The 26258-nt window shown below is 60.8% G+C and carries 28 protein-coding genes and 1 tRNA gene; 8 read left to right on the forward strand and 21 right to left on the reverse strand.

Annotation, left to right across the window (positions count from 1 at the left end):
- Position 1 precedes the first annotated feature (1 nt).
- A complete protein-coding gene (gene nrdR / locus ACTRWK_RS01555) occupies positions 2-469 on the reverse strand; it encodes a transcriptional regulator NrdR (RefSeq protein ID WP_005849229.1) in 468 nt (155 codons plus the stop codon).
- 193 nt (positions 470-662) lie between these two features.
- On the opposite strand from nrdR, the gene ACTRWK_RS01560 reads away from it, so the two are divergent.
- Positions 663-1334 (forward strand): SDR family oxidoreductase, encoded by a 672-nt coding sequence (locus ACTRWK_RS01560; protein ID WP_005849231.1) that lies wholly within the window; start codon positions 663-665, stop codon positions 1332-1334.
- Between the two features lie 2 nt (positions 1335-1336).
- Here ACTRWK_RS01560 and ACTRWK_RS01565 read toward each other — a convergent pair whose 3' ends face one another.
- From ACTRWK_RS01565 to ACTRWK_RS01595, 7 genes are all read right to left on the reverse strand, one after another.
- Positions 1337-1750: a secondary thiamine-phosphate synthase enzyme YjbQ gene (locus ACTRWK_RS01565; protein WP_289081232.1), complete on the reverse strand. Its 414-nt coding sequence runs from the start codon at positions 1748-1750 to the stop codon at positions 1337-1339.
- A gap of 34 nt (positions 1751-1784) precedes the next feature.
- The gene (locus ACTRWK_RS01570; RefSeq protein WP_289081231.1) at positions 1785-2183 is read right to left on the reverse strand and encodes a hypothetical protein; all 399 of its coding nucleotides are present in this window, start codon (positions 2181-2183) and stop codon (positions 1785-1787) included.
- 17 nt (positions 2184-2200) lie between these two features.
- Positions 2201-2611 carry a hypothetical protein gene (locus ACTRWK_RS01575; RefSeq protein WP_289081230.1) on the reverse strand — a complete coding sequence of 137 codons (411 nt, stop codon included), beginning with the start codon at positions 2609-2611 and terminating at the stop codon, positions 2201-2203.
- 141 nt (positions 2612-2752) lie between these two features.
- The gene (gene rpoD, locus ACTRWK_RS01580) at positions 2753-4735 is read right to left on the reverse strand and encodes an RNA polymerase sigma factor RpoD (RefSeq protein ID WP_289081229.1); all 1983 of its coding nucleotides are present in this window, start codon (positions 4733-4735) and stop codon (positions 2753-2755) included.
- A 134-nt stretch (positions 4736-4869) separates the two neighbouring features.
- Positions 4870-6843, reverse strand: coding sequence for a DNA primase (dnaG, locus tag ACTRWK_RS01585; RefSeq protein WP_009825049.1), 1974 nt, complete (start codon positions 6841-6843; stop codon positions 4870-4872).
- 171 nt (positions 6844-7014) lie between these two features.
- The gene (locus ACTRWK_RS01590) at positions 7015-7323 is read right to left on the reverse strand and encodes a hypothetical protein (protein ID WP_037944622.1); all 309 of its coding nucleotides are present in this window, start codon (positions 7321-7323) and stop codon (positions 7015-7017) included.
- A gap of 254 nt (positions 7324-7577) precedes the next feature.
- Positions 7578-9008 (reverse strand): Glu/Leu/Phe/Val family dehydrogenase, encoded by a 1431-nt coding sequence (locus ACTRWK_RS01595; RefSeq protein WP_005849243.1) that lies wholly within the window; start codon positions 9006-9008, stop codon positions 7578-7580.
- A 344-nt stretch (positions 9009-9352) separates the two neighbouring features.
- On the opposite strand from ACTRWK_RS01595, the gene ACTRWK_RS01600 reads away from it, so the two are divergent.
- Genes ACTRWK_RS01600 through ACTRWK_RS01610 form a run of 3 tightly spaced genes read left to right on the forward strand, consistent with a single transcriptional unit; the run spans position 9353 to position 11891 of the window.
- Positions 9353-10795 (forward strand): TadE/TadG family type IV pilus assembly protein, encoded by a 1443-nt coding sequence (locus ACTRWK_RS01600; RefSeq protein ID WP_289084179.1) that lies wholly within the window; start codon positions 9353-9355, stop codon positions 10793-10795.
- Complete coding sequence (locus ACTRWK_RS01605) at positions 10792-11331, forward strand: TadE/TadG family type IV pilus assembly protein (RefSeq protein ID WP_005849245.1); 540 nt, start codon at positions 10792-10794, stop codon at positions 11329-11331. Before ACTRWK_RS01600 ends, ACTRWK_RS01605 begins: the two co-directional genes overlap by 4 nt.
- The gene (locus tag ACTRWK_RS01610; RefSeq protein WP_462843764.1) at positions 11331-11891 is read left to right on the forward strand and encodes a TadE/TadG family type IV pilus assembly protein; all 561 of its coding nucleotides are present in this window, start codon (positions 11331-11333) and stop codon (positions 11889-11891) included. The genes ACTRWK_RS01605 and ACTRWK_RS01610 overlap by 1 nt, the downstream gene beginning before the upstream one ends.
- Positions 11892-11950: 59 nt before the next feature.
- Here ACTRWK_RS01610 and ACTRWK_RS01615 read toward each other — a convergent pair whose 3' ends face one another.
- From ACTRWK_RS01615 to ACTRWK_RS01635, 5 genes are all read right to left on the reverse strand, one after another.
- Positions 11951-12445 (reverse strand): hypothetical protein, encoded by a 495-nt coding sequence (locus ACTRWK_RS01615; protein WP_005849249.1) that lies wholly within the window; start codon positions 12443-12445, stop codon positions 11951-11953.
- A 113-nt stretch (positions 12446-12558) separates the two neighbouring features.
- Positions 12559-13068 (reverse strand): periplasmic heavy metal sensor, encoded by a 510-nt coding sequence (locus ACTRWK_RS01620; protein WP_037944626.1) that lies wholly within the window; start codon positions 13066-13068, stop codon positions 12559-12561.
- 3 nt (positions 13069-13071) lie between these two features.
- Entirely contained in the window at positions 13072-13434 is a 363-nt protein-coding gene (locus tag ACTRWK_RS01625) for a hypothetical protein (RefSeq protein WP_235183798.1), read from the reverse strand.
- Positions 13421-14023, reverse strand: coding sequence for an RNA polymerase sigma factor (locus ACTRWK_RS01630; RefSeq protein ID WP_375071250.1), 603 nt, complete (start codon positions 14021-14023; stop codon positions 13421-13423). The genes ACTRWK_RS01625 and ACTRWK_RS01630 overlap by 14 nt, the downstream gene beginning before the upstream one ends.
- A 55-nt stretch (positions 14024-14078) precedes the next feature.
- On the reverse strand, positions 14079-14714 hold the full coding sequence (locus ACTRWK_RS01635) for an EF-hand domain-containing protein (protein WP_289081228.1): 636 nt from the start codon (positions 14712-14714) through the stop codon (positions 14079-14081).
- Positions 14715-14927: 213 nt separating this feature from the next.
- Here ACTRWK_RS01635 and ACTRWK_RS01640 point away from each other — a divergent pair, with 213 nt between their 5' ends.
- A complete protein-coding gene (locus ACTRWK_RS01640; protein ID WP_286759968.1) occupies positions 14928-15332 on the forward strand; it encodes a DUF983 domain-containing protein in 405 nt (134 codons plus the stop codon).
- A 48-nt stretch (positions 15333-15380) separates the two neighbouring features.
- Positions 15381-16076: an NUDIX hydrolase gene (locus ACTRWK_RS01645; protein ID WP_009825059.1), complete on the forward strand. Its 696-nt coding sequence runs from the start codon at positions 15381-15383 to the stop codon at positions 16074-16076.
- Here the strand turns inward: ACTRWK_RS01645 and ACTRWK_RS01650 are convergent.
- From ACTRWK_RS01650 to ACTRWK_RS01670, 5 genes are read right to left on the reverse strand one after another with little or no spacing between them, the layout of a single operon-like run.
- Positions 16073-16990 carry a DMT family transporter gene (locus tag ACTRWK_RS01650; RefSeq protein ID WP_289081227.1) on the reverse strand — a complete coding sequence of 306 codons (918 nt, stop codon included), beginning with the start codon at positions 16988-16990 and terminating at the stop codon, positions 16073-16075. The genes ACTRWK_RS01645 and ACTRWK_RS01650 overlap by 4 nt on opposite strands.
- A gap of 15 nt (positions 16991-17005) precedes the next feature.
- The gene (locus tag ACTRWK_RS01655; protein WP_289081226.1) at positions 17006-18481 is read right to left on the reverse strand and encodes a carnitine 3-dehydrogenase; all 1476 of its coding nucleotides are present in this window, start codon (positions 18479-18481) and stop codon (positions 17006-17008) included.
- Positions 18478-18981, reverse strand: a complete 504-nt coding sequence (locus ACTRWK_RS01660) for a lipocalin family protein (RefSeq protein WP_289081225.1) — start codon at positions 18979-18981, stop codon at positions 18478-18480. Before ACTRWK_RS01660 ends, ACTRWK_RS01655 begins: the two co-directional genes overlap by 4 nt.
- The gene (gene bcoG / locus ACTRWK_RS01665) at positions 18978-19886 is read right to left on the reverse strand and encodes a 3-dehydrocarnitine:acetyl-CoA trimethylamine transferase BcoG (RefSeq protein WP_243250498.1); all 909 of its coding nucleotides are present in this window, start codon (positions 19884-19886) and stop codon (positions 18978-18980) included. Before bcoG ends, ACTRWK_RS01660 begins: the two co-directional genes overlap by 4 nt.
- Positions 19887-19928: 42 nt before the next feature.
- Positions 19929-20969, reverse strand: coding sequence for an aldo/keto reductase (locus ACTRWK_RS01670; RefSeq protein WP_132997401.1), 1041 nt, complete (start codon positions 20967-20969; stop codon positions 19929-19931).
- Between the two features lie 166 nt (positions 20970-21135).
- On the opposite strand from ACTRWK_RS01670, the gene ACTRWK_RS01675 reads away from it, so the two are divergent.
- Complete coding sequence (locus tag ACTRWK_RS01675; RefSeq protein WP_005849273.1) at positions 21136-22365, forward strand: MFS transporter; 1230 nt, start codon at positions 21136-21138, stop codon at positions 22363-22365.
- Between the two features lie 55 nt (positions 22366-22420).
- Positions 22421-24133: a methionine--tRNA ligase gene (gene metG, locus ACTRWK_RS01680; RefSeq protein WP_289081224.1), complete on the forward strand. Its 1713-nt coding sequence runs from the start codon at positions 22421-22423 to the stop codon at positions 24131-24133.
- A gap of 100 nt (positions 24134-24233) precedes the next feature.
- Here the strand turns inward: metG and ACTRWK_RS01685 are convergent, their stop codons facing one another.
- The 3 genes from ACTRWK_RS01685 to ACTRWK_RS01695 form a co-directional block, all read right to left on the reverse strand.
- Positions 24234-25469 (reverse strand): GAF domain-containing sensor histidine kinase, encoded by a 1236-nt coding sequence (locus ACTRWK_RS01685; RefSeq protein WP_289081223.1) that lies wholly within the window; start codon positions 25467-25469, stop codon positions 24234-24236.
- Between the two features lie 117 nt (positions 25470-25586).
- Positions 25587-25673 (reverse strand) — tRNA-Leu (locus tag ACTRWK_RS01690).
- A gap of 97 nt (positions 25674-25770) precedes the next feature.
- Complete coding sequence (locus ACTRWK_RS01695; protein ID WP_005849280.1) at positions 25771-26226, reverse strand: Lrp/AsnC family transcriptional regulator; 456 nt, start codon at positions 26224-26226, stop codon at positions 25771-25773.
- Positions 26227-26258 lie beyond the last annotated feature (32 nt).

Below are 26258 nucleotides of genomic sequence, written 5' to 3' on the forward strand. Positions count from 1 at the left end.
CTTATTCGTCCGCAGGGGTATCGGGCCGCAGTTCCTGCACGAATTTATCGAAATCATCTGCTGCCTGAAAGTTCTTGTAGACGCTGGCAAAGCGGACGTAGGCGACGGTGTCGATGCGGGCCAGTGCCTCCATCACGATCTCGCCGATCTGTTTCGATCCGACATCGGTTTCGCCCATGCTTTCCAAACGGCGCACGATGCCGCTGATCATCTGATCGATCCGTTCGGGATCAATCGGGCGTTTCTGCATCGAGATCCGGATGGAGCGTTCCAGCTTGTCACGGTCGAAATCCTCGCGCTTGCCCGAGGTTTTGACGACAACCAGATCGCGCAATTGCACCCGTTCGTAGGTGGTAAACCGGCCCCCGCAGGCGGGACAGAAACGACGGCGGCGGATCGAAACGTGATCCTCGGCCGGGCGGCTGTCTTTAACTTGGGTGTCGATATTTCCGCAAAACGGGCAGCGCATAGCCGGTCCCCTTATCTTAAACCTGCTCAATAGGGGGTGAAACACCCCCATTCCCCAAAACTATAGGACCAACGCGAGGTTTTGGGTAGGGGCGAAATGCCCATCTATATGTTGTAGCGGGGAAAACTGCCCTGAACTTTGCCTGATACCATGCGTTGTCCCTGCAAGACGACTGATCTGAAAGGAATTGACTATGACCAAGACGCTTTTCATCACCGGAGCCTCAAGCGGGATCGGCGCAGCCACCGCCCGCGCTGCGGCCAAGGCCGGCTGGAACGTCGGGCTTTTCGCCCGCAGCGAAGACAAGCTGAAAGATCTCGCGCGCGAGATCGGGGATCAGGCGCTGGTGCTGACCGGGGACGCCACGCAATACGACGATCAGGAACAGGCCATGAGCCGTCTTGCCCAGAAGTTCGGGCAAATCGATGCTGTCTTTGCCAATGCAGGACGGGGGACATCGCCGGGCGGAACCGAAAAGGGTGACCCGGACGACTGGAAATCGATGATCGATCTGAACGTGATGGGCGCGCTCTATACGGCCCATGCCGCGATGCCATATCTGCGCAAGACCACGGGGCAGTATGTTGTGACCGGTTCCGCCGCAGGACGCCGCCACATCAAAGGGTCGATCTACGGCGCGACCAAGTTCTTTATCCATGGCTTTGCGGGCAACCTCGCCGACGAAATGGCGGAATGGGGTGGGCGCTGTATGGTTGTCTCTCCCGGGATGGTGGACACGGCGTTCTTTGACGAAGCCAAGCCCGACAAGCTGAAACCAGAAGACGTGGCATCGGCCGTGATGCACGCGCTAGAGGCACCGGCCCACGCAGCCGTGCGCGAGATCCACTTGATGCCGGTGGATTGAGTTCAGGCGAAATGCACCGCGATGCGTCTGCTATGGGGCGCGTCGCGGTGTTCGAACAGATAGATGCCTTGCCATGTGCCTAACGCCATGCGGCCTGCAACCACGGGGATGCTGAGCGTCACGGGCAGCACTGCCGCCTTGATGTGCGCGGGCATGTCATCTGGTCCTTCCAGCGTATGCCGGAGGTAAGCCATTGACGGGTCATCCGCAGGTGGCACCAGACGCGAAAAGTAGGCAAGCAGATCGCGCTGCACATCCGGGTCCGCGTTTTCCTGAATAAGCAGCGAGGCGGAGGTATGGCGCAGAAACAGCGTCACCAACCCGTCAGAACGGTGCCCCGATAGCGCCCGATGCACCTGATCCGTCACCTCGTAGAGCCCCTGCCCGCCGGTCTTGACCGTAAACTCGCTATTCATTCCGCCCGCCTTGTGCTGATGGGTCAGGCTAGCCTCAACGCCCGGGCGATTGCAAACCACCGCAGAGCGTGATCCCGTGGCTGATGGTCATGGCCGACCCGGCCTTGGTCAAGGATCCGCCCAGGATAACGACGGGCGATGGGGTCAGCCCCGCGGGAACCAGCGTGAAGGTGACACCACCATCGCCGCCAAAACCACGCGCGCGCGGTTCGCTTACATATAGCTTTTGGCTGTCCTGCGCGCCCATTTCCCGCAGCGCATAATCCGCCGCGGCACACCAATGCCCGCGCGCACCAAAGCCGGTGCTGCCGCTGATATGCACGCCGCCCTCGGTCGGTGTGAAAGTCAGACGGTCATTCGGCACATAGGCCTGTGCGAAGGCTGGGGTCGTTGCCAATGTGGCCAGTACGAAAGCGGTGGTCGGGGTTTTCATTGTGGTATTCCTAGTTTTCAAAAGTCTTTAAGTTCAAGGATGTAGTCCTTGCAGAACTGGATGGCGTGACCCATGGGCAGGGCCTGACCCGCGTTGCGCACCGATACCGAATAGGATTTGAACGCAGGCTCTGACAGCTCTGCATCATTCAAGGTAAAGACGACGCCCGTGCGCCCTACCCCGCTGATAGATGGCCCGCGCGGCGTCTTGACGTAGATCTCAGCGGCGCTTGGCGTGCCCAGCCTTTCCTCGGCAAATTCGGCGGCGGCACACCACATGCCCCTGGCCCCTTCGCCATGATCCTCGATCACCTCGAAGGATGCGCCCGACAGCGGGATGACCTGCAGCTCGTTTACCGCGGTAAAGGATTGCGCAAACGCGGCGAGCGGGGCGGCAGAGAGAATGGCGGCAAGGGCAAGGCGTTTCATGGCGGCTCCTGTTTGGTGCGTGGTTCACAGATAGGCTGCGCGGCGGGATTTTAAATTCACAGCTTCGAGATCGTCGCTTCAGCGCATGAAAAAAGGCGGGTGCCTGAACACCCGCCTTTCAAAACTCTCGCGATCAAGCGCTTACTGATCGAGGAACGACCGCAGCTTGCGCGACCGGCTTGGGTGCTTGAGCTTGCGCAGCGCCTTCGCCTCGATCTGACGGATACGTTCGCGGGTCACGCTGAACTGCTGTCCGACTTCTTCCAACGTGTGGTCGGTGTTCATGCCGATGCCGAAGCGCATCCGCAGCACCCGTTCCTCGCGCGGGGTGAGGCTGGCCAGAACCCGTGTCGTGGTCTCCTTGAGGTTTTCCTGAATGGCACTGTCGAGCGGCAGCACGGCATTCTTATCCTCGATGAAATCACCAAGCTGGCTGTCTTCCTCGTCGCCAATAGGCGTTTCAAGAGAGATCGGCTCTTTGGCGATCTTCATCACCTTGCGCACTTTTTCAAGCGGCATCTGCAGTTTCTCGGCCAGTTCCTCCGGCGTCGGCTCGCGGCCAATCTCGTGCAGCATCTGGCGGCCGGTCCGAACCAGCTTGTTGATTGTCTCGATCATATGCACCGGAATACGGATGGTGCGCGCTTGGTCGGCGATCGAACGGGTGATCGCCTGACGGATCCACCATGTCGCATAGGTCGAGAATTTATAGCCGCGACGGTATTCGAACTTGTCGACGGCCTTCATCAGGCCGATGTTCCCTTCCTGAATAAGATCAAGGAACTGCAAGCCACGGTTGGTGTATTTCTTGGCGATCGAGATCACGAGACGCAAGTTCGCCTCGACCATTTCTTTCTTGGCCTGACGGGCCTCTTTCTCGCCCTTCTGAACCTGCTGCACGATGCGGCGGAATTCAGAGATATCAAGACCGACGTATTGACCCACCTGCGCCATATCGGCCCGCAGCTCATCCACCTTGTCAGAGGACCGTTCGATGAACATCTGCCAGCCGCGACCGGATTTCTCGGCCATCCGCTCCATCCAGTTGGGGTCCAGCTCGTAGCCGCGATAGGAGTCGACGAATTCCTTGCGGTTGATGCGCGCCTGGTCGGCAAGCTTCACCATCGCAGAGTCGATCTGCATGATGCGGCGGTTGATGCCGTAAAGCTGGTCGATCAGCGCTTCGATACGGTTGTTGTGCAGGTGCAGGTCGTTGACCAAAGCCACGATCTCGGAGCGGACGCGCTGGTATTCTTCCTCATCGGTCTTCGAAAAGGTGCCGTCCTCGTTCAGGGTAGCCGAAATCCGGCTGTCCTGAATTTGGCTCAACTTGACGTAGTCATCGGCAATGATGTCGAGCGCTTCCAGCACTTGCGGCTTCAGCGCGGCTTCCATTGCGGCCAGCGACATGTTGGCCTGTTCGTCATCATCCTCGTCGTCGTCGTCGTTCGAGATCGGGTTGCCGTCGGCGTCAACTTCGCTTGTGCTTTCGGCGGGCTTTGTCTCGGTGCCCGCGGTTGGCACGACCGGAGTCGTTTCTTCTTCGTCGCCCATCTGGGTGCCGAATGTCGCCTCGAGGTCGATGACATCGCGCAGCAAAATGTCTTCGGACAAAAGTTCGTCGCGCCAGATCGTGATCGCCTGGAAGGTCAGCGGGCTTTCACACAGCCCCGCGATCATCGTGTTGCGTCCTGCCTCGATCCGCTTGGCGATGGCAATCTCGCCCTCGCGGCTCAGCAGTTCGACCGATCCCATCTCGCGCAAATACATGCGAACGGGGTCATCCGTGCGGTCCAGCTTTTCGGACGTGCCAGAGGACAGCGCCACATCACGGTTGCTTTCCGTGGTCGCAATTTCTGTCCCGCCCTTGGCGTCTTCTTCTTCGGCTTCTTCGTCTTCGATCACGTTGATGCCCATTTCGGACAGCATCGACATCACATCCTCGATCTGCTCCGAGCTGACTTGGTCAGGGGGCAGAACGGTGTTCAGCTGATCGTAGGTGATATAGCCCTTTTCACGGGCTTCGCCAATCATCTTTTTGACGGCGGCTTGGCTCATATCAAGCGAATGGCCGGCATCCTGGTCGTCAGACTTCGCGTCTTCGTTCGTGTCTTTGGCGGCCATGAAATTTCCTCCAGCGAATGGGTGCGAATCACGTGACGTGATTCGGTTGTTCGAATCATGCGGGGTTCTGGGTGATTCTTAAACCCGTTACCCTGTATTTTGTTAAACATCCCGGCGAAAAAGCCACGCCGGGTTCATTTTTTGTCTTTCGCATCACCCTTCAGGATCGACCCCAGCAATGCGTCAAAAGCGCTGCGTTCGTCCCGGCTGATGTGGGCACCGTTCTCGGCAATGTCGTATTCTGCGGTATCTTCCTGCCCGCTGCGCTGTGCGCGATCAGCGTTGCGTGCCGCTTCGCCCAACCGCCATGTCAGCCCTTCATCCGCGGTGCCGGTCAGATCTTCGACCGCATCGGCAATCTCTTCGTCCAGCCCGCGCACGGCTTCCAGCTTGCCCAGTTCTTCGGCGACAGTCATGCGCGTCTTTTCCAGGTTGCCAGGGCTTCGGATGCAGGGCGTGATGGCTACGTGGCGCTGCGACAGCATGTTTTCAAGGGTGTACTCCCCCACCGCGTCATAAATCTTTTCGCGCAACACCGCCGGATCGTGATGTACATGGCGCAACATCAAATCGCGGATACGCCCGTGATCAGGATCCTGACAGCGCATCGCGGCCAGCCCATTCTCGAACTCTTCTACAAGCTGCGGACAGCCCAGCAGGGCCATCAGGATCACCGCCTCGCGCAGATGCTCCGTCGCTCCCAGCCCGGCTGCGGTCACCAGAATAGAGGATTTCGCACTAGGGGATGGCCCCTGCGGCGCGGGGGCCCATTTACCACCACCGGAGGCGCGCGCGACGGGGCTAAAATCTCTCTTGGCCTTTTGCGGACGGAAGAGCTGCCAGCGCAGATCCTTGATTTCCTGGCCATAATGGCTGCGGATCGACGGGTCTTTGATCATCATGATCTTTTCGCGCAGCGCCTTGTCCAACCCTGCCTTACGCTCGGGGCTGTCGAAAACGCGACCGTCGGTCTCGCGCTGCCAGAGCAGACGCACCATCGGCATCGCGTTATCCAGTAACTTTTGCAACGCTGGTGCCCCGTGCGCGCGGAGCAGATCATCCGGATCCTGCCCGTCAGGCATCACGGCAAAACGCAAGGATTGCCCCGCCTCAAGCAGCGGTAGCGCCAGATCGATCAAGCGCATGGCCGCACGTTGACCCGCCGCATCCCCGTCCAGCGTGATGATCGGCTCGGGCGAGATGCGCCACAACATCTGCAACTGGCTCTCGGTGATCGCCGTACCCAAGGGGGCCACCGCCGCGCCGAAACCGGCCTGCACCAATGCAATCACATCCATATAGCCTTCGGCCACGATCAACGGCTTGCCTTGCCCTGCGGCTGTCCGCGCGTCGCGCACATTGTAGAGGCTGCGGCCTTTGTCAAAAAGCTCCGTCTCTGGGGAGTTCAGATATTTGGCGTTGTCATTCGGGTCCATTGCCCGCCCGCCAAAGGCAATCGCCCGCCCCCGCGCATCCCGGATCGGATACATGATCCGGCCCCGGAAAGTATCATAAGGCCGCCCGCCCTTGGACGAAGGCTTGGCCAGCCCCGCCCCAAGGATCAACGCATCCTCGACGTTCTTGGCCTTGAGGTGATCCCAAAGCCCTTGCCACTGGTCCGGCGCGAACCCGATTTCCCATTGCTCCAAGGCCTGCGGCGTCAGCCCGCGCCCGGCAAGATAGTCGCGCGCGGCCCCTGCCGCAGCGGTGCGCAGCTGCAGCCGGAAATACTGCACCGCCAGTTCCATCACCTCGGCCAGTTGCGTGCGCTTATCCGCCTTCTCCTGCGCGCGCGGGTCTTGTTTGGGCATGGGCATCCCAGCCTCACGCGCCAGAATCTCTACCGCTTCCATAAAGCTGACATTCTCGGTCTCGCGCACGAAAGAGATCGCGTCCCCCTTGGCGTGGCACCCGAAGCAATAATAGAATCCCTTGCGGTCATCGACATGGAAGCTGGCGGATTTTTCCTGGTGGAACGGGCACGGAGCCCACATATCGCCCTTGCCCTGATTGGACTTGCGCGGATCCCACATCACTTTGCGCCCCACCACCTGTGACAGGCTGGCACGGCTGCGCAGTTCATCCAAAAATCCAGGGGGCAGGCTCATACTGTTTTATATTGGGTCGGCAGGGCCAAAGTCCAGCACCCAAAGCCTGCGCAACGGGCTTCATTTTGCCGGATAAACTCCGGGGGGATCGTCCGTCAGGGCGATGGGGGCTGGCCCCCGTCTTACCGCCCCGACAGGTACTCCGGCGCGATCAAACGACGCGCGCGGGCGTTACTGGCCCAAACACATTTCGTTCCAGGCGGCAGAAAGGTCGTTGCCCTTCACGTCGCGCATTTTCATTTCATAGACCCAAGGGGCGACCAGCGGGACAACCGCGTCATAGCGATCGGGCCATTCTGGGTTCTTGGAGGCGATGTGATCCGGCACGTCACGCTCTTTCACGCGGTCGATCCGCGCTTGCCGGACGGCCTGCACGACATCTGCCTGATACTGGCAATCAGTTTCGGCGCTGGTGGCGGCGAAGAGAGGCGCGCTGGACGTCGCCAGTGCTGCGGCAATCATGAGTTTACCAAATTTCATCGTCACATCTCCTAAATGTTTCTTTGCAAGCCCGCCGCCCTTCCACTGCCTGCGCCGTTTAAAGTTAAAGGCTGCAGCGGACACGAGAGCGGGTGCTCATGGCGCAGGAACCTAGCCAGCCCCCGTTGGAATACAAGTGACAGAGCGGTTTTCCGCAGTACGCGCTTGGCGGTTTGGCGCGTCTTTGCCGAAAGCCGCTATCACAGCGGCTTTCGGGGAACTTTTCAGGGGCGCAGCATAGGGCCCGCGCGAGGTTACAGCCCCTTTGCGCGGTAGCTAGCGGCGACCTTGCCGATGCTGACCAGATAGGCGGCGGTGCGCAGGTCTTCGACATCGTCGCGGCTGTGCCAGACTTCCGCCATAGACCGGTAGGCGTCGCTCATCGTGTCGTAAAGACCGGAGCGGACGAGCTCAAGCTCCCCGGCACCCCGCAGGTATTTATCCTTGAAGTTCGGACTTAGCTGCCAGCCGACGCCACTATCGGCGCTCAGACGTTCCAGCTCGTCTACCAACAGCTGGTGGCGGCTTTCCTCGTTGCGGCGCTGCATACGGCCAAAACGGATGTGGCTCAGGTTCTTGACCCATTCGAAATATGACACCGTCACACCGCCGGCGTTGGCATACATGTCAGGGATGATCACGACGCCCTTTGCACGCAGGATATCATCGGCACCGGCGGTTACGGGGCCGTTGGCGGCTTCGACGATCAGCGGGGCCTTGATGTTATGCGCGTTGGTCAGGTTAATCACCCCTTCCAGCGCCGCAGGGATCAGGATGTCACAGTCCGCTTCCAGCAGCTTGGCACCGTCTTCTTCAAGGGGCGCATCTGGATAGCCCTTGATCGTGCCATGCATGGAAATCCAGCGGTGCACCTCTTCTACATCAAGACCACGGTCATCGAACAAAGCGCCGTCGCGTTCAATGATCGCGGTGATCTTGCAGCCATCCTCTTCGCTCAGGAACTTGGCGGCGTGGTAGCCCACATTGCCCAAGCCCTGCACCACGACGCGTTTACCGTCCAGCTCACCGCCCAGACCGGCCTTTTCCATCCCCTTGGTGTCGCGGAAGAAAGCGTGCAGCGCATATTGCACGCCGCGGCCTGTCGCCTCGGTGCGGCCATGGATGCCGCCCGCGTTGATCGGCTTGCCCGTCACACAGGCAACCCCGTTGATGTCCGTGGTGTTCATGCGCTTGTACTGATCCGCGATCCAGGCCATCTCGCGCTCGCCCGTGCCCATGTCGGGGGCGGGAACGTTTTGCGCGGGGTTGATCATGTCGCGCTTGATCAGCTCGTACGCGAAACGGCGGGTGATCAGTTCCAGCTCGTGTTCGTCATAGTCGCGCGGATCAATGCACAGCCCGCCTTTGGAGCCCCCGAACGGCGCTTCGACCAGCGCGCATTTATAGGTCATCAACGCCGCCAGCGCCTCTACCTCGTTCTGGTTTACGCCGGGGCTGTAACGGATGCCGCCCTTGACCGGCTCCATGTGTTCGGAATGGACCGAGCGATAGCCGGTGAAGGTCTGGATACCGCCGCGCAGGCGCACGCCGAAACGCACCGTGTAGGTCGCGTTGCACACGCGAATCTTCTCTTCCAGACCCGGCGACAGGTCCATCAGGGCCACCGCCCGGTTAAACATGATGTCGACGCTATCGCGAAAGCTCGGTTCGGTTCCGGGGTTCATTCTACGCTCCTAAATTGGCTCTGCGACCCTGATGCGGGCCGGTTCATCGCCTCGCCTTTTGAACATGGCACCTGCGTCAAGCAAAGCTGTAAATCACCATATTTCGAAGTTTTCGCACAAATTTTAATCAGTTTGAAAACTTATCACGCAAAGCGAGTAGTCACGGCACACAAGACAAGTCCTGCGCGAAGTTTCCTGACAGGGGACAGTCCGGCTGCTCCGGCGGGATCTGCCCCAAAAACGGTCTGAGTATACACTTTTTTAAACGTATTTCGCCCTATTTCGGCCAACTTCACCCCGCATATCTGCTGGCAACGCCGATCCGCCCGAAATGCGTCTGTCGCATGGGTCGCACGAATAAGGACATGGAAATGCCGGTGAACGATACAGTGAGTAAATGGGTAACCCTCCCCCTGAGCAAGCGGCTGACGCGGTTCGCACGTGAAGACGACGGGTTGGTGACGATCCTCGCGCTTTTCATGATCATGATGATGATCGCCGTGGGTGGCATCCAGCTAGATTTCATGCGCCACGAGATGGAACGCTCGCGTCTGCAAGCTGTGTCGGACCGTGCCGTTCTGGCCGCTGCCGATCTGGATCAGATGCGTGACCCCAAAACGGTGGTGGAAGACTACTTTGCCAAATCGGGCATGACCGAGTTTCTGTCGAATGTCGTGGTGGATGACGGTCTGAACTTTCGCACCGTGACGGTCGACGCAAGCAAGGACATGGACACCCAGTTTATTGGCCGCTTTGGTTTCCCCACGCTCGAAGTGCCCGCCCATAGTCAGGCGGAAGAACGCGTTGCAAAGGTCGAAATTTCGCTCGTGCTCGATATCTCGGGTTCGATGGCCACCAATAACCGTCTGGGCGAAGTACAGAATGCCGCCGATATCTTTCTGGACACTGTGCTGAAGGACGAGAACGAAGACCTGATTTCAGTCTCCCTGGTCCCCTACTCGGAACAAGTGAACGCGGGCCCGTTGATCATGGACCGTATGAACGTGAACAGAAAGCACGACTATTCCCACTGCATTGATTTCGACAATGGTGACTTCGATTCAATCGCGATGAATAGCAGCACACGGTATAACCAGATGCAGCACTTCCAGTGGAACTACGACGGCCGCAACAACTACCGTGACGATACGGTTTGCCCGCGCTACGATTACGAGCGTATTACCCCGTTTTCACAAAACAAACGCACGTTGAAGAACCAGATCGATGATCTTGTACCGCGCGCTGGTACGTCGATCTTCCTTGGCATGAAATGGGCCGCGGCGATGCTTGATCCGGCGTTCCGGGACATCAACAACTCGCTGGTGAATGCCGGTCATGTCGACCGTGAATTCTATAACCGCCCCGCGAGCTATACCGATTCAGAAACGCTTAAGACTGTTATCCTTATGACGGATGGCGCGAATGATAACTCGTTCCGCATCAGTAATACGTACTACAACGAAGATAGCGAGTATGTTCACTGGAATAGATACAACCTTTGGTGGTATCTACGCCGCGAGGTAAACTCGCGCTACTGGGGCTACTTCTATTATCAGAAGTACAACAAATCGCTGGGCAACACGTTGCTGTCGAATATCTGCGACGCCGCCAAAGCCAAGCGGATCGTGATCTGGTCCATCGGGTTCGAGGTCGATGACGAGGACGTGCCCGCGATGCAGGATTGCGCCTCCTCGCCCAGCCACTTCTTCCGCGTCGAAGGTGTCGAGCTTTCCGAAGCCTTCCGCGCCATCGCCCGCCAGATCAACCAGTTGAGATTGACCCAATGATCGCCCGCATTTCACAAGCGCTGCGCCGGTTCCGCCGGGGTGAGGATGGCGCAGTTGTCCTGATCGAGTTCGTGATCCTCTTTCCGGTCATCTTCGGCATGTTCCTCGCGTCGGTCGAGGTCAGCCTTTATTCCCTGCGGCAGTTCCACCTGAACCGCGGGCTGGAAACGGCAGTACGGTATATCCGGCTGAACACACGCACGACGATCACCCACGACATGATCAAAACGATGATCTGTGACAACGTGGGCTATATCGGCGACTGCAAGGATACCCTGCGCCTTGAGATGGTGCTGGTGAACCCGCGCAACTTCGCCGCGATGAACGCCTCGCCCGACTGCGTGGACAAATCCCTGCCCGTCAAACAGGAACGCGGTTTTACCCTTGGGGCGCAGCACCAGCTGATGCTGCTGCGGGCCTGCGTCAAGTTCGATCCGATGCTGCCGGGCAGCGCTATGGGCTTCAAGTTCGAAACTGATGGCGCGGGTCAGGGCAGCATGTACGCCGTATCCTCCTTTGTGCAGGAGCCAAGCTAATGGTTATCACTTATCTCAAACGCCGTGTACTGGCGCGCTTTCTGCGTGATCAGGACGGCAGCGCCTCGATCGAAGCGGTAATCATGATGCCCATGGTCTTCTGGGTTTATCTGGCGATGTTTACCTTCTTCCAGACCTATCAGGAATATTACACCAACCAGAAAGCGGCCTATACCATCGGCGATATGATCTCGCGCGAGACGCTGCCGATGGACACCGAATATATGGACGGCATTCAGGATCTGCTGGACTATATGACCCGTTACTCGGGTGAAACGACAGTGCGCATCACCTCGGCGAAATACGATCAGAAGAACAAACGCTTCCTGCTGCACTGGTCCCGCGCCCGCGGCAGCCTGAGCGACGCGACCCAAGCAGATGTGACCGGCTGGACGGATAAAATCCCGGAACTGGAGGATGGTGAATATATTACCGTCACCGAGACATGGACGTCATTTGCCCCGCCCTTCAACATCGGGCTGCCGGTGCAAGAGGTGAAGAACTTCGTCTTTACCCGCCCGCGCTACGCCCCTTGGGTGCTGTACTCGGACGGGGCGTAAAAGCCGACGATCGCGACAAAAAGAAATGGCCCGCGGCGATCTGCCTGCGGGCCTTTTGCTTAGGATCGTTCTGCCATCATGGCAGAGATGATCTCGGACATGAACTTGGTCTGACTGCCGGGGGTCATACCGCCGACACCGATGCGCCGGCCAATCCGCCACCACAGGCCCGGGCGCCAGATGCGGTCACCGCCTGTACCCGGCTTGGTGCGCAGTAGAAAACCGTTAGACGGCTTGAACGCAAAAACGCCGCGATCCAGCCCGATGATGTCTTCGACCCGTGCAATCACCGTACCGTCGCTGTCGCGTAATTCGGTGGCGGTCAGCTCGATCGCGCCCGCGGTTGCGCGGCGCATCTTGTCAGCCATCCAAAGCGCCAGCCCCCCCATTGCCAGCAAGAACACCTGCCAGCCCAGACCGGGCGACGAGGTGAACGCGACGTAGATCAGGAACAGCCCCAATATCCCAAGCGCCGTCAGCCCAATGGCCCGCCGCCCAGAGGAGGCACGCGTGGTGGCAAGAACTTCGTTTGGATCGTTGAATTCAGGGAGCATGGGGCGCGACTTTCGTTAAGGTCGCTTTGCCTACCGCGCCGGGCGCGCATTTGGCAAGCCCGCGCCGCGCAATCCCGCACGGCAGGCCCTGACCGCTTGTGCCAGTTGCCAGCCTATTGACCGGCTTTCGGAGGCTTTGCGCCGTCGCGTTTGCCCTTTTTGCCGCGCTTGAGCATTTCCTCGACTCGGTCGGCATAAGCTGCACGCTCGGGTGCCGACATCTGGGCCAACTCGGCCAGCCACGCGTTTTGAACGGTCTGCTGAACGGTCAGCGTGGCGTCGCGTTGCAGGTCTAGCACACGGCGGGCCTCTGCGGGGTCGAAGGGCTCCGCGCGGATGGCGGTCAGCGCCTCTTGATACAATGCGCGGCGTGCGGCACGGCTGACGGATTTATCCTCGCGCCCCTTGCGCGCATCGGCAAAGACGGCGCGGCGGCGTTCTTCGGGCAGCGCCATGACGTAGGGCGTGCCATAGTCGCGCATGTGCCGCATCGCGCCACCATGCGGCCCGTCAAAGCGATAGACCGCCCCCGCAATCAGCCCCAGCACCAGAAGATTCACCCCCAGCGACAGCCCCAAGGCCCACCGCAGTGTCTTCGTGCTTTTGAATGCAAAGCCTGCCATTTTCTATCCCTCGTCCAAGTCCCAGCCGAACGCCGTCAGATCTGACGTATAGGTGTCCAGCGATGTCGCATCGGCGACGATGTAATCGTCGCCGCCGGTGATGATCTGCGTCGCGACATCCGGCAAGCCGCTTGGCGGGGCGACCCCGATCCAGAACCCGACAGCCGTTGCCGTGATCAGCCCGCCCAAGGCAGGTGCGCCGCCGATGGCGCGCCAGAACCCACGCCAGCCCCCTATCGCAGGGGCGGGCTGTGCCGCCAGCGCATCGGCGATCAACCGGTCCATCATACCGGCAGGCATCTGCGGCGGGGTCGCCCGCGCCTGTTCGAAATGCGCCTCTAGCGTATCTGTTTCACGTTTTGTCATCATCGTATCCCAAGGCGTCACGTCGTGCGCCCAAAAGTTTCGCCAAAGCCCTTTTGCCCCGTGCGGTCAGGCTTTCAACCGCTTCGACCCCGACATCCAGAATGGTCGCGATCTCGGGGTTCGCCATCCCGTCTATGTGGCGCAGCACCACCGCCTGCCGCTGCCGCTCGGGCAATCTGTCCAGCGCCGCTTGCAAGGCATCCTCGCGCGCCGTGCGCTGCAGCCGTGCCTCGGCGCTCTCCGCCGGATCGGCGGGTTCCGCGATGTCCTCAAGCGGGACACCCCGGCCGCGTTTGCGCAGGCGGTCGGTGCACAGGTTGGCTGTCACACGGTACAGCCAGGTGGTCACCTTCGCTTCGCCATCGCGCCAGTCCGGAGCGATCTTCCACAGGCGCATCAGCGCGTCTTGCGTCACGTCTTCAGCCTCGGCCGCATTGCCCAGAATGCGGAAGGCGTGACCAAAGATGCGCGGTGTCAACTGGAGCGTCAACAGCCGTGCCGCCGCCGCATCCCCCTGCACATAGCGGTGCAGCAAGGCGCGTTCGGGGTCATCCACCCCGTCGGCATCCGTCGTATCGTGCATATCCATCAAACCGGAGGTAGCCTTTGCGGGCGCGCCGTTCAAGCGCGCCCGCATGCTTGCCTTATTCCGTTGCAGCCGCGTCGCCGTCATCGGACTTGTCGTGCTTCATGTGTTTGCCGGGTTTGCCGTGCCCGTCCTTGCCGTCATGACCACCGCGTTTGCCGTGATGCTTGCCACCCATACGGGCTTTGGCGAACTCTTCCGCGCTCAGCGATCCGTTCTTGTCGGTGTCTAGCTTCTCGATCATCTGCTCGGCGGCCATTTCTTCCATCGACAGCTTGCCGTCTTCATTGGCATCCATGCGTTTCATCATCTTGTCATGGCGCTTGGCCATCCGGTCGCCTTTGCCTTTGCCCATGGCTTCAAGCTCGGTCGCGGAAAGCGACCCGTTGCCGTCGGTGTCCAGCTTCTCCAGCATGCGCTGGCTGCGCTCGGCGTGGCGTGCCTTGGCTGCGGCGGCCAGTTCATCCTGTGTCAGGAAGCCGTCGCCATCCGCGTCAGCAGTAGCGAAACGTGCCGCGGCGTGGGCTTTCATTTCTTCGGCAGTGACTTCACCGTTCATATCGGTGTCCAACTGGACAAAGTGGCTTTGCTTGCCGCCCTCTGCCTTATCCGCATTCTGCGCGACCAGTGTCGTGCCGCCCAATGCGATCAACCCGCTCAAGAGTGCGATCTGAAGATTTGCTCGTTTTGTCATCTGTTTCTTCCTTTGGTGATCTATCTAACGCCCGCCGTTTTCAGCGTGGCGATACCGGTTCAAACGACAGCCGCCCGTCATTCCGTCGCAAAAAATGTGAAAAAGTTTTGGGCACCCCTGCGCGGGCTTTGCGACATGGCGACGCAACTGCCCCGAGATCCCTTTATTTCGCGGTGTTTTGGCCGCATGTAGGATGGGAACAAGGAAGCCCAGATGACTGACCAGACCGTAGATATGCCTCAAGCAGACACAGATGAACGCAGCATGAAGAAGTCCCTGCTGCGCGGCTGGCGGCGTAAATGCCCCAACTGCGGGGCCGGTCCGATGCTGAAAAGCTATCTGAAGGTCAATGATACCTGCACCGTCTGCGGCCAAGAACTGTTCCACCACCGCGCCGATGATGGTCCGGCCTATCTGACGATCCTACTTGTCGGGCACCTGCTGGCCCCGGGGCTGCACATCGCCTTTGTGGTCTGGCGCCCCGAGCCGCTGACGTTGTTTACAATCTTTTCGGTTGGCTGCGTCGGATTGTCCCTCTACCTTCTGCCCAGACTGAAAGGAGCCATGATCGGCTTCCAATGGGCAAAGCGCATGGGCGGGTTCGGCAGCACCAGCTGACCGACACCCCAAAAGCCCCGCTAGAAAAACAGGATATGGGGCAAGGCGATGACCATCGATAAAAGTAAAATCCGCAACGCAGCCACGGTGATCGTGATCCGCGACCGGCATACCGCGCCGCGGATCCTGATGGGGCAACGTGGCGCGACAGCGGCCTTCATGCCCAATAAATTCGTCTTTCCGGGCGGCGCGGTCGATCTGGGCGATGCGCAGGTGCCGCTGGCCAGCATGGTGGATGAAACCTGCCAGAACCGTCTGGCCGAAGACGCCGATGGCAGCCTTGCACATGCCTTGGTGGTGGCCGCGATCCGCGAGCTTTGGGAAGAGACCGGCCTGATCCTTGGCCAGAAAGGCGCATGGGAGGGCACGCCCCCTGCCGATTGGCTGACCTTTGCACAGCGCGGCTATCTGCCCCACGCGGCCCCGCTGCAATTTGTTTTCCGCGCGCTGACGCCTCCTGGACGTCCGCGCCGCTTTGATGCGCGTTTCTTTCTGGTCGATGCCGAGGATATCGCCACCGATCTCGACAATTTCGACGACGCCTGTGACGAGCTTTCGCATCTGCAATGGGTGGCCCTGTCGGACGCGCGCAAATTCGACATGCCCTTCATCACCGAGGTGGTGCTGGCCGAAGTCGAGGCCCGCGCGCGGCAGCTTGACCCGCCCGCCTCGGTCCCGTTTTTCAAGAATAACGACGAAGAAAGCCTGTTCCTGCGTTTGCGCGGGCGCCCGATGCCAAGCTAGGCGACCATCACCAGCATCAGGATCGACGCGATCAGCACCGCCATACCTGCCGCCTCACGGGGGCTGATTTTCTCGCGGAAGAACAGGGTGGAGGCGGCGACGCTCAGGATCAGCTCTACCTGACCAAGGGCTTTGACATAGGCCGCGTTCTGCAAGGTGAAGGCGATGAACCAGCACAGCGATCCGCCCATCGAGGTCAGCCCGATCCAGAGCGCGACCCGGCGCACGCGCCAGACATCGCGAATCTGCCCCGGTTCGCGCAGCCGCAGATACACCGCCATGATCAGCGATTGCATCGTCACAACCGCCGCAAGGGTCACGCCTGCGCGCAGCACCGGCAGATCGGTCTGCACCGCCAAAGACGCCCCGCGGTAGGACACGGCTGACACCGCGAAAAGCGCGCCTGACGCGATCCCCAGCCCCGCCGCGCGATTGCGCAGGTCGCGCAGGTGAAACCCCTTGGCCTCTGCCCCGCCGGACAGCAGCAACAACCCTACCACGCCAAGGGCAATCGCGGCGAAGCCAGTGGCGCTGACGCCCTCGCCCAGAATGATCCAACCTACCAGCACCGTCAGGATGACTTCGGTCTTCTTGAAGGTGATGCCCACGGCAAAGTTGCGCTGTTTGAACAGTAGCACCACACAGACCGTCGCAAGGATCTGCGCCGTGCCTCCGACCAACCCATGCGCCCAGAACCCCGGCCCAAGCGGCGGCAGGGGGGTCGCGCTGAGCGCCAGATAGGCCACGAGCCCCAGTAGGATGAAAGGCGCGGAATACAGAAACCGCGAGAACGTCGCCCCCGCCGCCGACAGGGTCGCGGTCGCGAGGTATTTTTGCAGCATGAACCGTCCGGTCTGAAAGACCGCCGCGGCCAGCGTCACGAGGATCCACAGGTCCGGCAGCGTGTCAGCCATGGGCGCGGACCCCGATCACCGTGGCGCGCCCACAAAGCGGCCCACGCCCTCGGGCATCGGCAAGGCCGCATGGGCTTGGGCAAAGCGCGTCAACGCCGCCGCGATCTTCGGAGACGGATCAGAGGGTTTGCGGGTTTCAAGGCTGACATGCAGCAAGAAGTGTTCCCCCGTGGCAAGCAGCCGGTCGCCTTCGTACATCTCGTGCCACAAATGCATTTTCTTGCCCGCCCCCAGCAGCACGCGGGTGCGAATGTCGATCACCGCGCCTGCATGCACTTCGTCCACGTGGCGGATATGGGTTTCAGCAGTGAAAAAGCTCCCGCCCGAGGCAATATACGCCGCGTCGCAGCCGATCAGCTCCATGAATCGGTCGGTCGCGTCGGCAAAGGCCTGAAGGTATTTCGCCTCGGTCATGTGGCCGTTGTAATCGGTCCAGTCCAGCGGCACGGCACGATGGACGGTGAGCACCGGCTGGGACGGATCGTCGATATCCGCCGCTCGCGCCTCAAGCACGGTGCCCGCGCGCAAGGCCGCCTCGTGCTGTTTCATCAACCGTCCTGCGCCCCAATCCTGCTGCTTCAGCGCCCGCATCATCGCGACCAGATTATTGTCGCGGATGCGTTCAAGGTCGCGGATGCCATAGGCCCCCGACTGCGCGTCCGATTGCCCCGCGATCAGATCAACAAGGGTCTCGTCAAATTCCGGCACATCCATCAGCTTGGTCCAGGGCCATTTCAATGCCGGACCGAACTGCGACATGAAATGCTTCATCCCCGCTTCGCCACCGGCAACGCGATACGTCTCGAACAGGCCCATCTGCGCCCACCGAATGCCAAAGCCATAGCGGATGGCGTCGTCGATCTCTTCCGTGGTGGCGATGCCGTCCTTGACCAGCCAGAGCGACTCGCGCCAGACGGCTTCGAGCAGACGGTCTGCCACATGGGCGTCGATCTCTTTACGCAGATGCAGCGGGTACATCCCAAGCCCCGTCAGCAGTTCCTTGGCGCGGTCTACCAGCGCGCCGTCCTGCCCCTCGGCCGGGACCAGCTCGACCAGCGGCAAAAGGTAGACGGGATTGAACGGATGGGCGACCATGATCTGATCGGGGCGCGTGCTGCCCGCGCGCAGTTCTGACGGTTTGAACCCCGATGTCGACGATCCGATCACCGCCTGTGCATCACAGGCGGCCTGAATTTCGGCGAGCGTGCTGTGTTTGACCTCAAGCCGCTCGGGCACGCTTTCCTGTATCCACACGGCCCCCTCCACCGCCTCGGCGATGCTGGTGCAGAAACGGAGCCCCCCTTCGGCGGGCAGGGCGACATCGGTCAGACCGGGCATGGAGCGGCGGGCGTTTGCCAGAACTTCGGCGATCTTGCCTTCGGCCTGCGGGTCGGGGTCGAACACCTGTACCTGCCAGCCATTTAGTGCAAAACGCGCGGCCCATCCGCCGCCGATTACACCACCGCCGATGATTGCTGCGATTTTGGTCATTGTCGTATCCTCAGCTGGTCCGTGTCATAGCCGTTAAAGTCCAATATCTCGCGCGCGGCGGCGATCCGGTCCGCGCCGCCGCTGGCGCTGCGGTCAAGGATCCAGCCAAAGTCGCCAGCGGGATTGCCGACCACCGCGGTGCGGAACCCTTCGTCGACCCAAAGCACCCAAAGCGTGCGCGTGCTGCCATCGGGGCGCGACAGCGCATACCGCCCCTGCCCCTGCTGCTGCGCCAGCCACAGCGTCCCCCCGTCGCCACAGCCGATCTGTGAGCACAGCTGGAACGCGGGGCCCTGCGTCGTCTCGACCAAGGCCACCTGCGCCACGCCGTCGCCAAAGCTGTCGCGGACCAGCCACGGCCCTTTGAAGCGCTCCGCGTCATAGCGGCTGGTCGCGCCAATCAGCGCTTTGCTATCCCGCAGGCCGTGCGCGGTGTCGGGGACCCGAGCCCCGCATCCGGCCAGAAGCGCCAGCGCCAGAGCCAGCAGAGCGCGCTTCATGTGGCGGCCCGTTTGGTCAGCCCAAGCTGTTCGCGCACCTGCGCCGGGCCGATGACCCGTGCGCCCATATTCTCGATGATCGTTCCGGCGCGTTCGACCAGCTGCCAGTTTTCCGCCAGAACGCCTTTGTCGAGCCAGAGGTTATCCTCGAGCCCCACGCGCACATTGCCCCCCGCCAAAACGCTGGCGGCGACATAGGCCATCTGGTGACGCCCCAGCCCGAAGGCGCTGAAGGTCCAATCGTCCGGCACGTTGTTCACCATCGCCATAAAGGTGTTCAGATCATCGGGGGCGCCCCAGGGCACGCCCATGCATAGCTGCACCAACGCAGGGCTATCCAGCACACCGTCCTTGACCAGCTGTTTGGCGTACCACAGATGGCCCGTATCAAAGGCCTCGATCTCGGGCTTCACGCCAAGCTCGGTCATCATCCGGCCCATGGCGGTCAGCATACCAGGCGTGTTGGTCATCACGTAATCGGCTTCGGCAAAATTCATCGTGCCGCAATCAAGGGTGCAAATCTCGGGCAGGCATTCCTTGATATGCTGCACCCGTTCCGCCGCGCCGATCATATCGGTCCCGGCCACAGGGGGCAGCGGCTGCTCGGTCGAGCCAAAGACGATGTCGCCCCCCATCCCCGCTGTGAGGTTCAGGATCACGTCGACCTCTGCCTCGCGGATGCGCTGCGTCACCTCGCGGTACAGATCAAGCCGACGGCTCGGCGCGCCTGTTTCGGGGTCGCGTACGTGGCAATGGACCACCGCAGCCCCCGCCTTGGCCGCCGCAATCGCGCTGTCGGCGATCTGTGCGGGCGACCGTGGCACATGGGGGCTGCGGTCCTGACTGCCCCCCGACCCCGTGACCGCACAGGTGATGAATACGTCCTTGTTCATGGTGAGAGGCATCAGAATCTCCTTGGGTTCAGGGCCGGCGTGGCGTTTGAAGGGTCAGAACGGCATCGGATGTGCTTTATGCGCGGCATCCAGATCGGCCATCACCTCGTCATCCAGATGCAGGTCGATCCCGCCGAGGATCACCTCGAGCTGGTCAAGCGAGGTCGCGCCAAAGATCACCGAGGTCATGAAGGGCCGTTGGCGCGTGAAGGCCAAGGACATCTGCACCGGATCCAGCCCGTGTTTCTGCGCGATCTGCAGATAGGCGTCCACCGCATCGAACGCGCGGTCCGTCTTGCGCCCGCCCAGATCCCCGTTGATCGCCATGCGAGATCCTTCGGGCAGCGCGCCGTTCTGGTATTTGCCGGTCAGCAGCCCCGCCGCCAGCGGAGAATACGACAGCATCCCGATATCTTCGTTGTGGCATGTTTCGGCCACGTCGGTATCAGCGATGCGTGCCAGCAGCGAATATTCGTTCTGGACAGAAACGGCACGTGGGCCGCCCGTGCGTTCGGCGGCATTCACCCATTGGGTCAGCCCCCAAGCGCTTTCGTTGCTCAACCCGAAGGCACGGATGGTGCCGCGGGTCACCTCGTCTTCCAGCGCGCCAAGGCAGTCTTCCATATGCGCCATCGTCTCGGCACGGTTCTGCGACGAGGGGTCATATTCCCAGTTCTTGCGGAACATGTAGCTGCCGCGATTGGGCCAGTGGAACTGGTAGAGGTCCACATAATCGGTGTTGAGCCGCTTCAGCGATCCTTCAAGCGTGCTGCGGATCGTATCGGGCGAAATCCCCGCGCCGTCACGCACCGGAGCCCCCGCGCCTGAGTGCTTCGTCGCCAACACAAAGTCGTCGCGCCGTCCGGTCTTGGCGATCCACTGACCGATGATCTCTTCAGTGCGGCCAATGGTTTCCGCCTTGATCGGGTTAACCGGATACATCTCGGCGGTGTCGATAAAGTTGATCCCCGCATCAAGGGCGCGTTCAATCTGCGCATGGCCTTCCTCTGGGGTGTTTTGCGTGCCCCAAGTCATTGAGCCCAGACAGAAATCAGTCACTTCGATACCTGTGTGACCCAGCGTGTTCTTTTGCATTGGAATTCCTCGTTTAGATTTGCGCCTACCCTTTCTGTTCCGCCACGTCACCGCAAGCGCATTTTCCGGGCAGCCGTGCCGTGCAAAAGCCGAAGGGTAAAAATTTTCGCGTGACTGTCGCTTTGGCCATTGGTCTTGCCCGAAAATGGGCACAGAGTACCACGATATGCGCCTTCTCATTTCCTTCGCCGCCCTGTTTCTTTCCGTCATTCTGCTGCAACTGTCGTCAGGCGGTGTGGGGCCGTTGGACGTGTTGTCGGGCACGCAACTGGGGTTCACCAACCAGCAGATCGGTCTTTTGGGCTCGGCGCATTTCGTCGGCTTTTTTCTGGGCTGCTGGGGCGCGCCGCGCCTTTTGGGCACTGTCGGGCACAGCCGCGCCTTCGCCGCCTTTACCGCTGCGGGCGCGATTGGGCTGCTGTCGCATATGATGGTGCTGGATCCCTATGCCTGGGCTCTCATGCGGGTCGCGTCCGGGTTCTGCGTCGCCGGATGCTATACGGTGGTCGAAGCATGGTTGCAGGCCAAGGTCACGAACGAGACGCGGGGCCGCACCATGGGGGCCTACCGTGTGGTTGATACCAGCGGGTCATTGGCAGCGCAGATGATCATCGGCGTGCTCGCGCCTGCGTCCTACGTGTCCTACAACCTGTTGGCGATCCTGTGCTGTGCCGCGCTGATCCCGCTGGTGCTGACCCGCCTGCCCCAACCCGAAACCCCCGAAAAAGGGCGGCTGCGCCCCAAGCTCGCGATTGATCGATCCCCGCTGGCCGTCGCCGCCGTGGTTGTCGCGGCCCTGTCCAGCGCGTCCTTCCGGATGGTCGGGCCGATCTATGGGCAAGAGGTCGGGCTGACCGCCGGTCAGATCGCGTGGTTCCTGTCGGCTTTCGTGCTGGGGGGCGCGCTGGCGCAGTTCCCCGTGGGCTGGCTGGCCGATAAATTCGACCGCCGCTGGGTGCTGATCTGGCTGTCGGCTGCATCAATGCTTAGCTGTGCGGTCACCGTGATGTCGGCGGGCATGGGCACGCAGGCGATCTTCCTCGCCGCGACCTTCTTTGGCCTCACGACCTTTCCGATCTATTCCGTGGCGGCGTCCCACGCCCATGACTTTGCCAGCAGCTCGGAACGGGTAGAGCTTTCGGCGGCGCTGATGTTCTGGTTCGCGGTCGGGGCGATCTTTGCACCCTACATCGCCTCGGTGCTGATCGAAGGCTTTGGCCCCGCGGCGCTGTTTACCATGATCTCGGTCGGGCACGGGGTGCTGGTGCTTTTTGGGCTGACGCGGATGCGCGCCCGTCCTACGGCGACAAAACGCACCCCCTATGTCTATGCGCCGCGCACATCCTTTACCATTGGCCGACTGATGCGCCGCAGCCGCGAACGCGACGCCCCCTAGCCCTTGCCCCGCCGCTGCGCTAGAGACGTGCAAAAGCAGTTTCGGGGTCCAAGTCATGACGCGCCACCTTATCACCTCCGCCATTCCGTACATCAACGGGATCAAACATCTGGGCAACCTTGTGGGCAGCCAGCTGCCCGCCGATCTATACGCCCGCTATCAGCGCGGGCGCGGCCAGGAGGTATTGTTTCTCTGCGCGACGGATGAACATGGTACGCCCGCTGAACTGGCTGCTGCCAAAGCAGGTAAACCGGTGGCGGAATACTGCGCCGAGATGCACGAGGTTCAGGCCCGCATCGCGGAAGGGTTTGGCCTGTCCTTCGATCACTTTGGCCGATCCTCCAGTGCGCAGAACAAGGCGCTGACCCAACATTTTGCCGCAGCGCTTTATGAGCAGGGCCTGATCGAGGAAGTGGAACAGCGCCAGATCTACTCCGAGACTGACGGGCGGTTCCTGCCCGACCGCTATGTCGAAGGCACCTGCCCTAACTGCGGGTTCGAGGATGCCCGCGGCGACCAATGTGACAACTGCACCAAACAGCTAGACCCCGAAGACCTGATCAACCCGCGATCAACCGTTTCCGGTGCTACCGACCTCGAGATGCGCGCGACCAAGCATCTGTTCCTGCGTCAATCGCAGATGAAGGACAAGCTGGACGAATGGATCAACAGCAAGGCCGATTGGCCAGTGCTGACCACCTCTATTGCAAAGAAATGGCTGCATGACGGTGACGGTCTGCAGGACCGTGGTATCACGCGCGATCTGGACTGGGGTGTGCCTGTCAAACGCGGCGACGCCGATTGGCCGGGGATGGAGGGCAAGGTCTTTTATGTCTGGTTCGATGCCCCCATCGAATATATCGCCTGCGCGCAGGAATGGGTCGATGCGGGCAAGGGATCGGACTGGGAAAGCTGGTGGCGCACCGACAAAGGTGCCGACGACGTGCGCTATACCCAGTTCATGGGCAAGGACAACGTCCCCTTCCACACGCTCAGCTTCCCTGCAACGATCATGGGTTCGCAAGAGCCGTGGAAGCTGGTCGATTACATCAAATCGTTCAACTACCTCAACTATGACGGCGGCCAGTTCTCGACCTCGCGCGGGCGCGGGGTGTTCATGGATCAGGCGCTGGAAATCCTGCCGGCGGACTACTGGCGCTGGTGGCTGCTGTCCCATGCGCCCGAAACCTCGGATGCGGAGTTCACGTGGGAGAATTTCCAGTCGTCCGTGAACAAGGATCTGGCGGATGTCTTGGGCAACTTTATCAGCCGCATCACCAAATTCTGCCGCTCGAAATTCAGCGAAGACGTGCCAGCGGCGGGCGAATACGGGCCTGAAGAACACGCGCTGATCGCGGATCTGACCGAGCGGGTAGCCCGCTATCAAACCGCGATGGAGGCGATGGAAGTCCGCAAATCCGCCGCCGAGCTGCGGGCGATCTGGGCTGCGGGTAACGAATACCTGCAAGCACAGGCCCCTTGGACCACCTTCAAGACAGACCCCGACAAAGCCGCGGCGCAGGTGCGTTTGGCGCTGAACCTGATCCCGCTTTACGCGGTCCTGTCTGCGCCATTCATCCCGACGGCCGCCGCCAGCATGCTTGACAGTATGAAGGTTGAAAACGCCGCATGGCCGGATGATGTGCCAGCCGCCTTGGCCCAACTGGCCCCCGGTCATGCCTTCGAGGTGCCAGAAGTGCTGTTCGCGAAAATCACCGACGACCAGCGCGACGAATGGGCCGAGAAATTCGCAGGCGTGCGCAGCTGATCTGCAAAAGCTTCGCCGTCTGACCACACCGAAAACGATCAAAGGCCAGCGCACCGCGCTGGCCTTTGATTTAGTCCCACCAGAGAACCCTGAACGGCGTTCAGGCCGCCAGCAACGGCAAACGGAACGCAAATGTGGTAAGACCGTCATCGCAGGTCACGTCGATCTGACCGCCATGCGCCACCGCGATCGAGGATGCGATATGCAGGCCAAGCCCTAGCCCCTCGCCCTTGGTCTGGTCGCCACGTTGGTAGGGTTGGAACAGCTTTTGCTTCAGGCTTTCGGGGATCGGCGCGCCGCGGTTGGCAACGGAAATCACGGCCTCCGCCCCGCTGACGCGCCCGCGCACCGTGACCTCGCTGCCGTCATCGGCATAGCGCACGGCGTTCGATAACAGATTCGACACCGCCTGCGCCACGCGCGCGGCATCGCAGCTCACGGGGCGGTCAAAGTCCAGATCGACGGTGATCTTGTGATCGGGTGCTGCGGCGCGCACCTCTTCGACCACGTGGTTCAACGCGTCTTCCAACCCCGCGTCCGGCGTGGCCGAGATGCGGATACCGCCGCCCAACCGCGATTTTGCGTGCAGCATGATATTGTCGATAAGCTCGCTCATCCGGTGGATAGAGCTCCCCATCAGCGGCAGAATTTTCCGCGCCTTATCTGACAGCGGCTCCTTGTCGAGCTGGCGCACACCTGCGTTCAGCGCGGCGACCGAATTGCGCAGGTCGTGGCCCAAGACGGCGACGAACTCCTCTTGCACCGCGGCCATCTGGCGTTCGTGCTCTACCAGTCGCTCCTGCGCCTCAAGCCGCTCTTCGGTTTCCAGACTGCGCCCGATGATATCGGCAAACATCTCGAGCATGGCAACAACGCGGGGATGTTTGACGTCGCGCGGTTCGGTATCGATGGCGCAGAGGGTGCCAAAGAACGACCCGTTGCTGCGGAAGATCGGGATGGAGGCATAGCTGACGATGCCGAATTGCGCGGCAATCGGATGGTTACGATAGACATCATCCGTGGCGACATCGTTGAACATCACTTTTTCAGAGGTCTCGCGCACCGATTGGCAGAAGGTCTGGTCGATCCCGATCTCGTCACCTTCGGACAAGCCAAAGTTCACCTCGTCCACCGTGCGACAGGCGACCCAGCGATCGGTCGTCACCCGCGCCACAGCAGCAAAGCGCATATCTGTCGCCAGCATTACCGTTTCCAGCAACGTCCCCACAGTTTCGCTTGCCGCGAGCATTTCGATATCTGACTGGAAATCATGCGCACCGGCAAGATAGGCCTCATGATCCTGAATGATCGCGCGCATGTTCGTTTTGTCGTCCACCCGATATCCCCCATTTGTTTCGCATCCGCTACCATATGCACAGCCACGAGCAACGACAATGCCATGATAACCGGCCTGTCACGCTTTTCGGAGACTGGATTTAAGTGGAGGGATGAGTGGTGCGGGCGGTGGGACTCGAACCCACACGGGCACAAGGCCCAACAGATTTTAAGTCTGGTATGTCTACCATTCCATCACGCCCGCAGTGCCGCGCACAATAGCTAGGTTGCGGGCGGTGTAAATGGTCAGATGCAGGGCAGCCGGCATCAAAATCACGAATGGCCCCGCGCGCCTTCGCGGCTTACGCCATGTCCGCGAGCATGATTTCCTTGACCGCTTCCATCGCCACATAGGTAGAGGTGTTGGCGACATAGGGCAGCGTGGTCACCGTTTCGCCCAGAAAACGACGGTAGGCAGCCATGTCACGGGTGCGCACCTTAAGCAGGTAATCAAAGTTCCCTGCGATCATATGGGCCTGTTCAATTTCAGGCACACGGGACACGGCCTCGTTAAAGGCGCGCAGGGCGACCTCGCGGGTGTCTTCCAAACGGACCTCTACGAAAGCCACGTGATCCAGCCCCAGACGGATCGGGTCCAGCAGGGCGCGATAGCCCAGAATGACGCCGCTATCCTCAAGCCGTCTTAGCCGCGCTTGGGTGGGGGATTTGGACAGCCCGATCCGTTTGGCGAGGTCAGTGATGCTGATGCGCCCGTCTTCGGCCAGTACCGTCAGAATCGCCGCATCGAAGCGGTCCATTTTAAAGTCGTCGTTTGTCACGCAAGAGGCCC

The sequence above is a fragment of the Sulfitobacter sp. G5_S2_6_S6 genome (assembly GCF_054968505.1).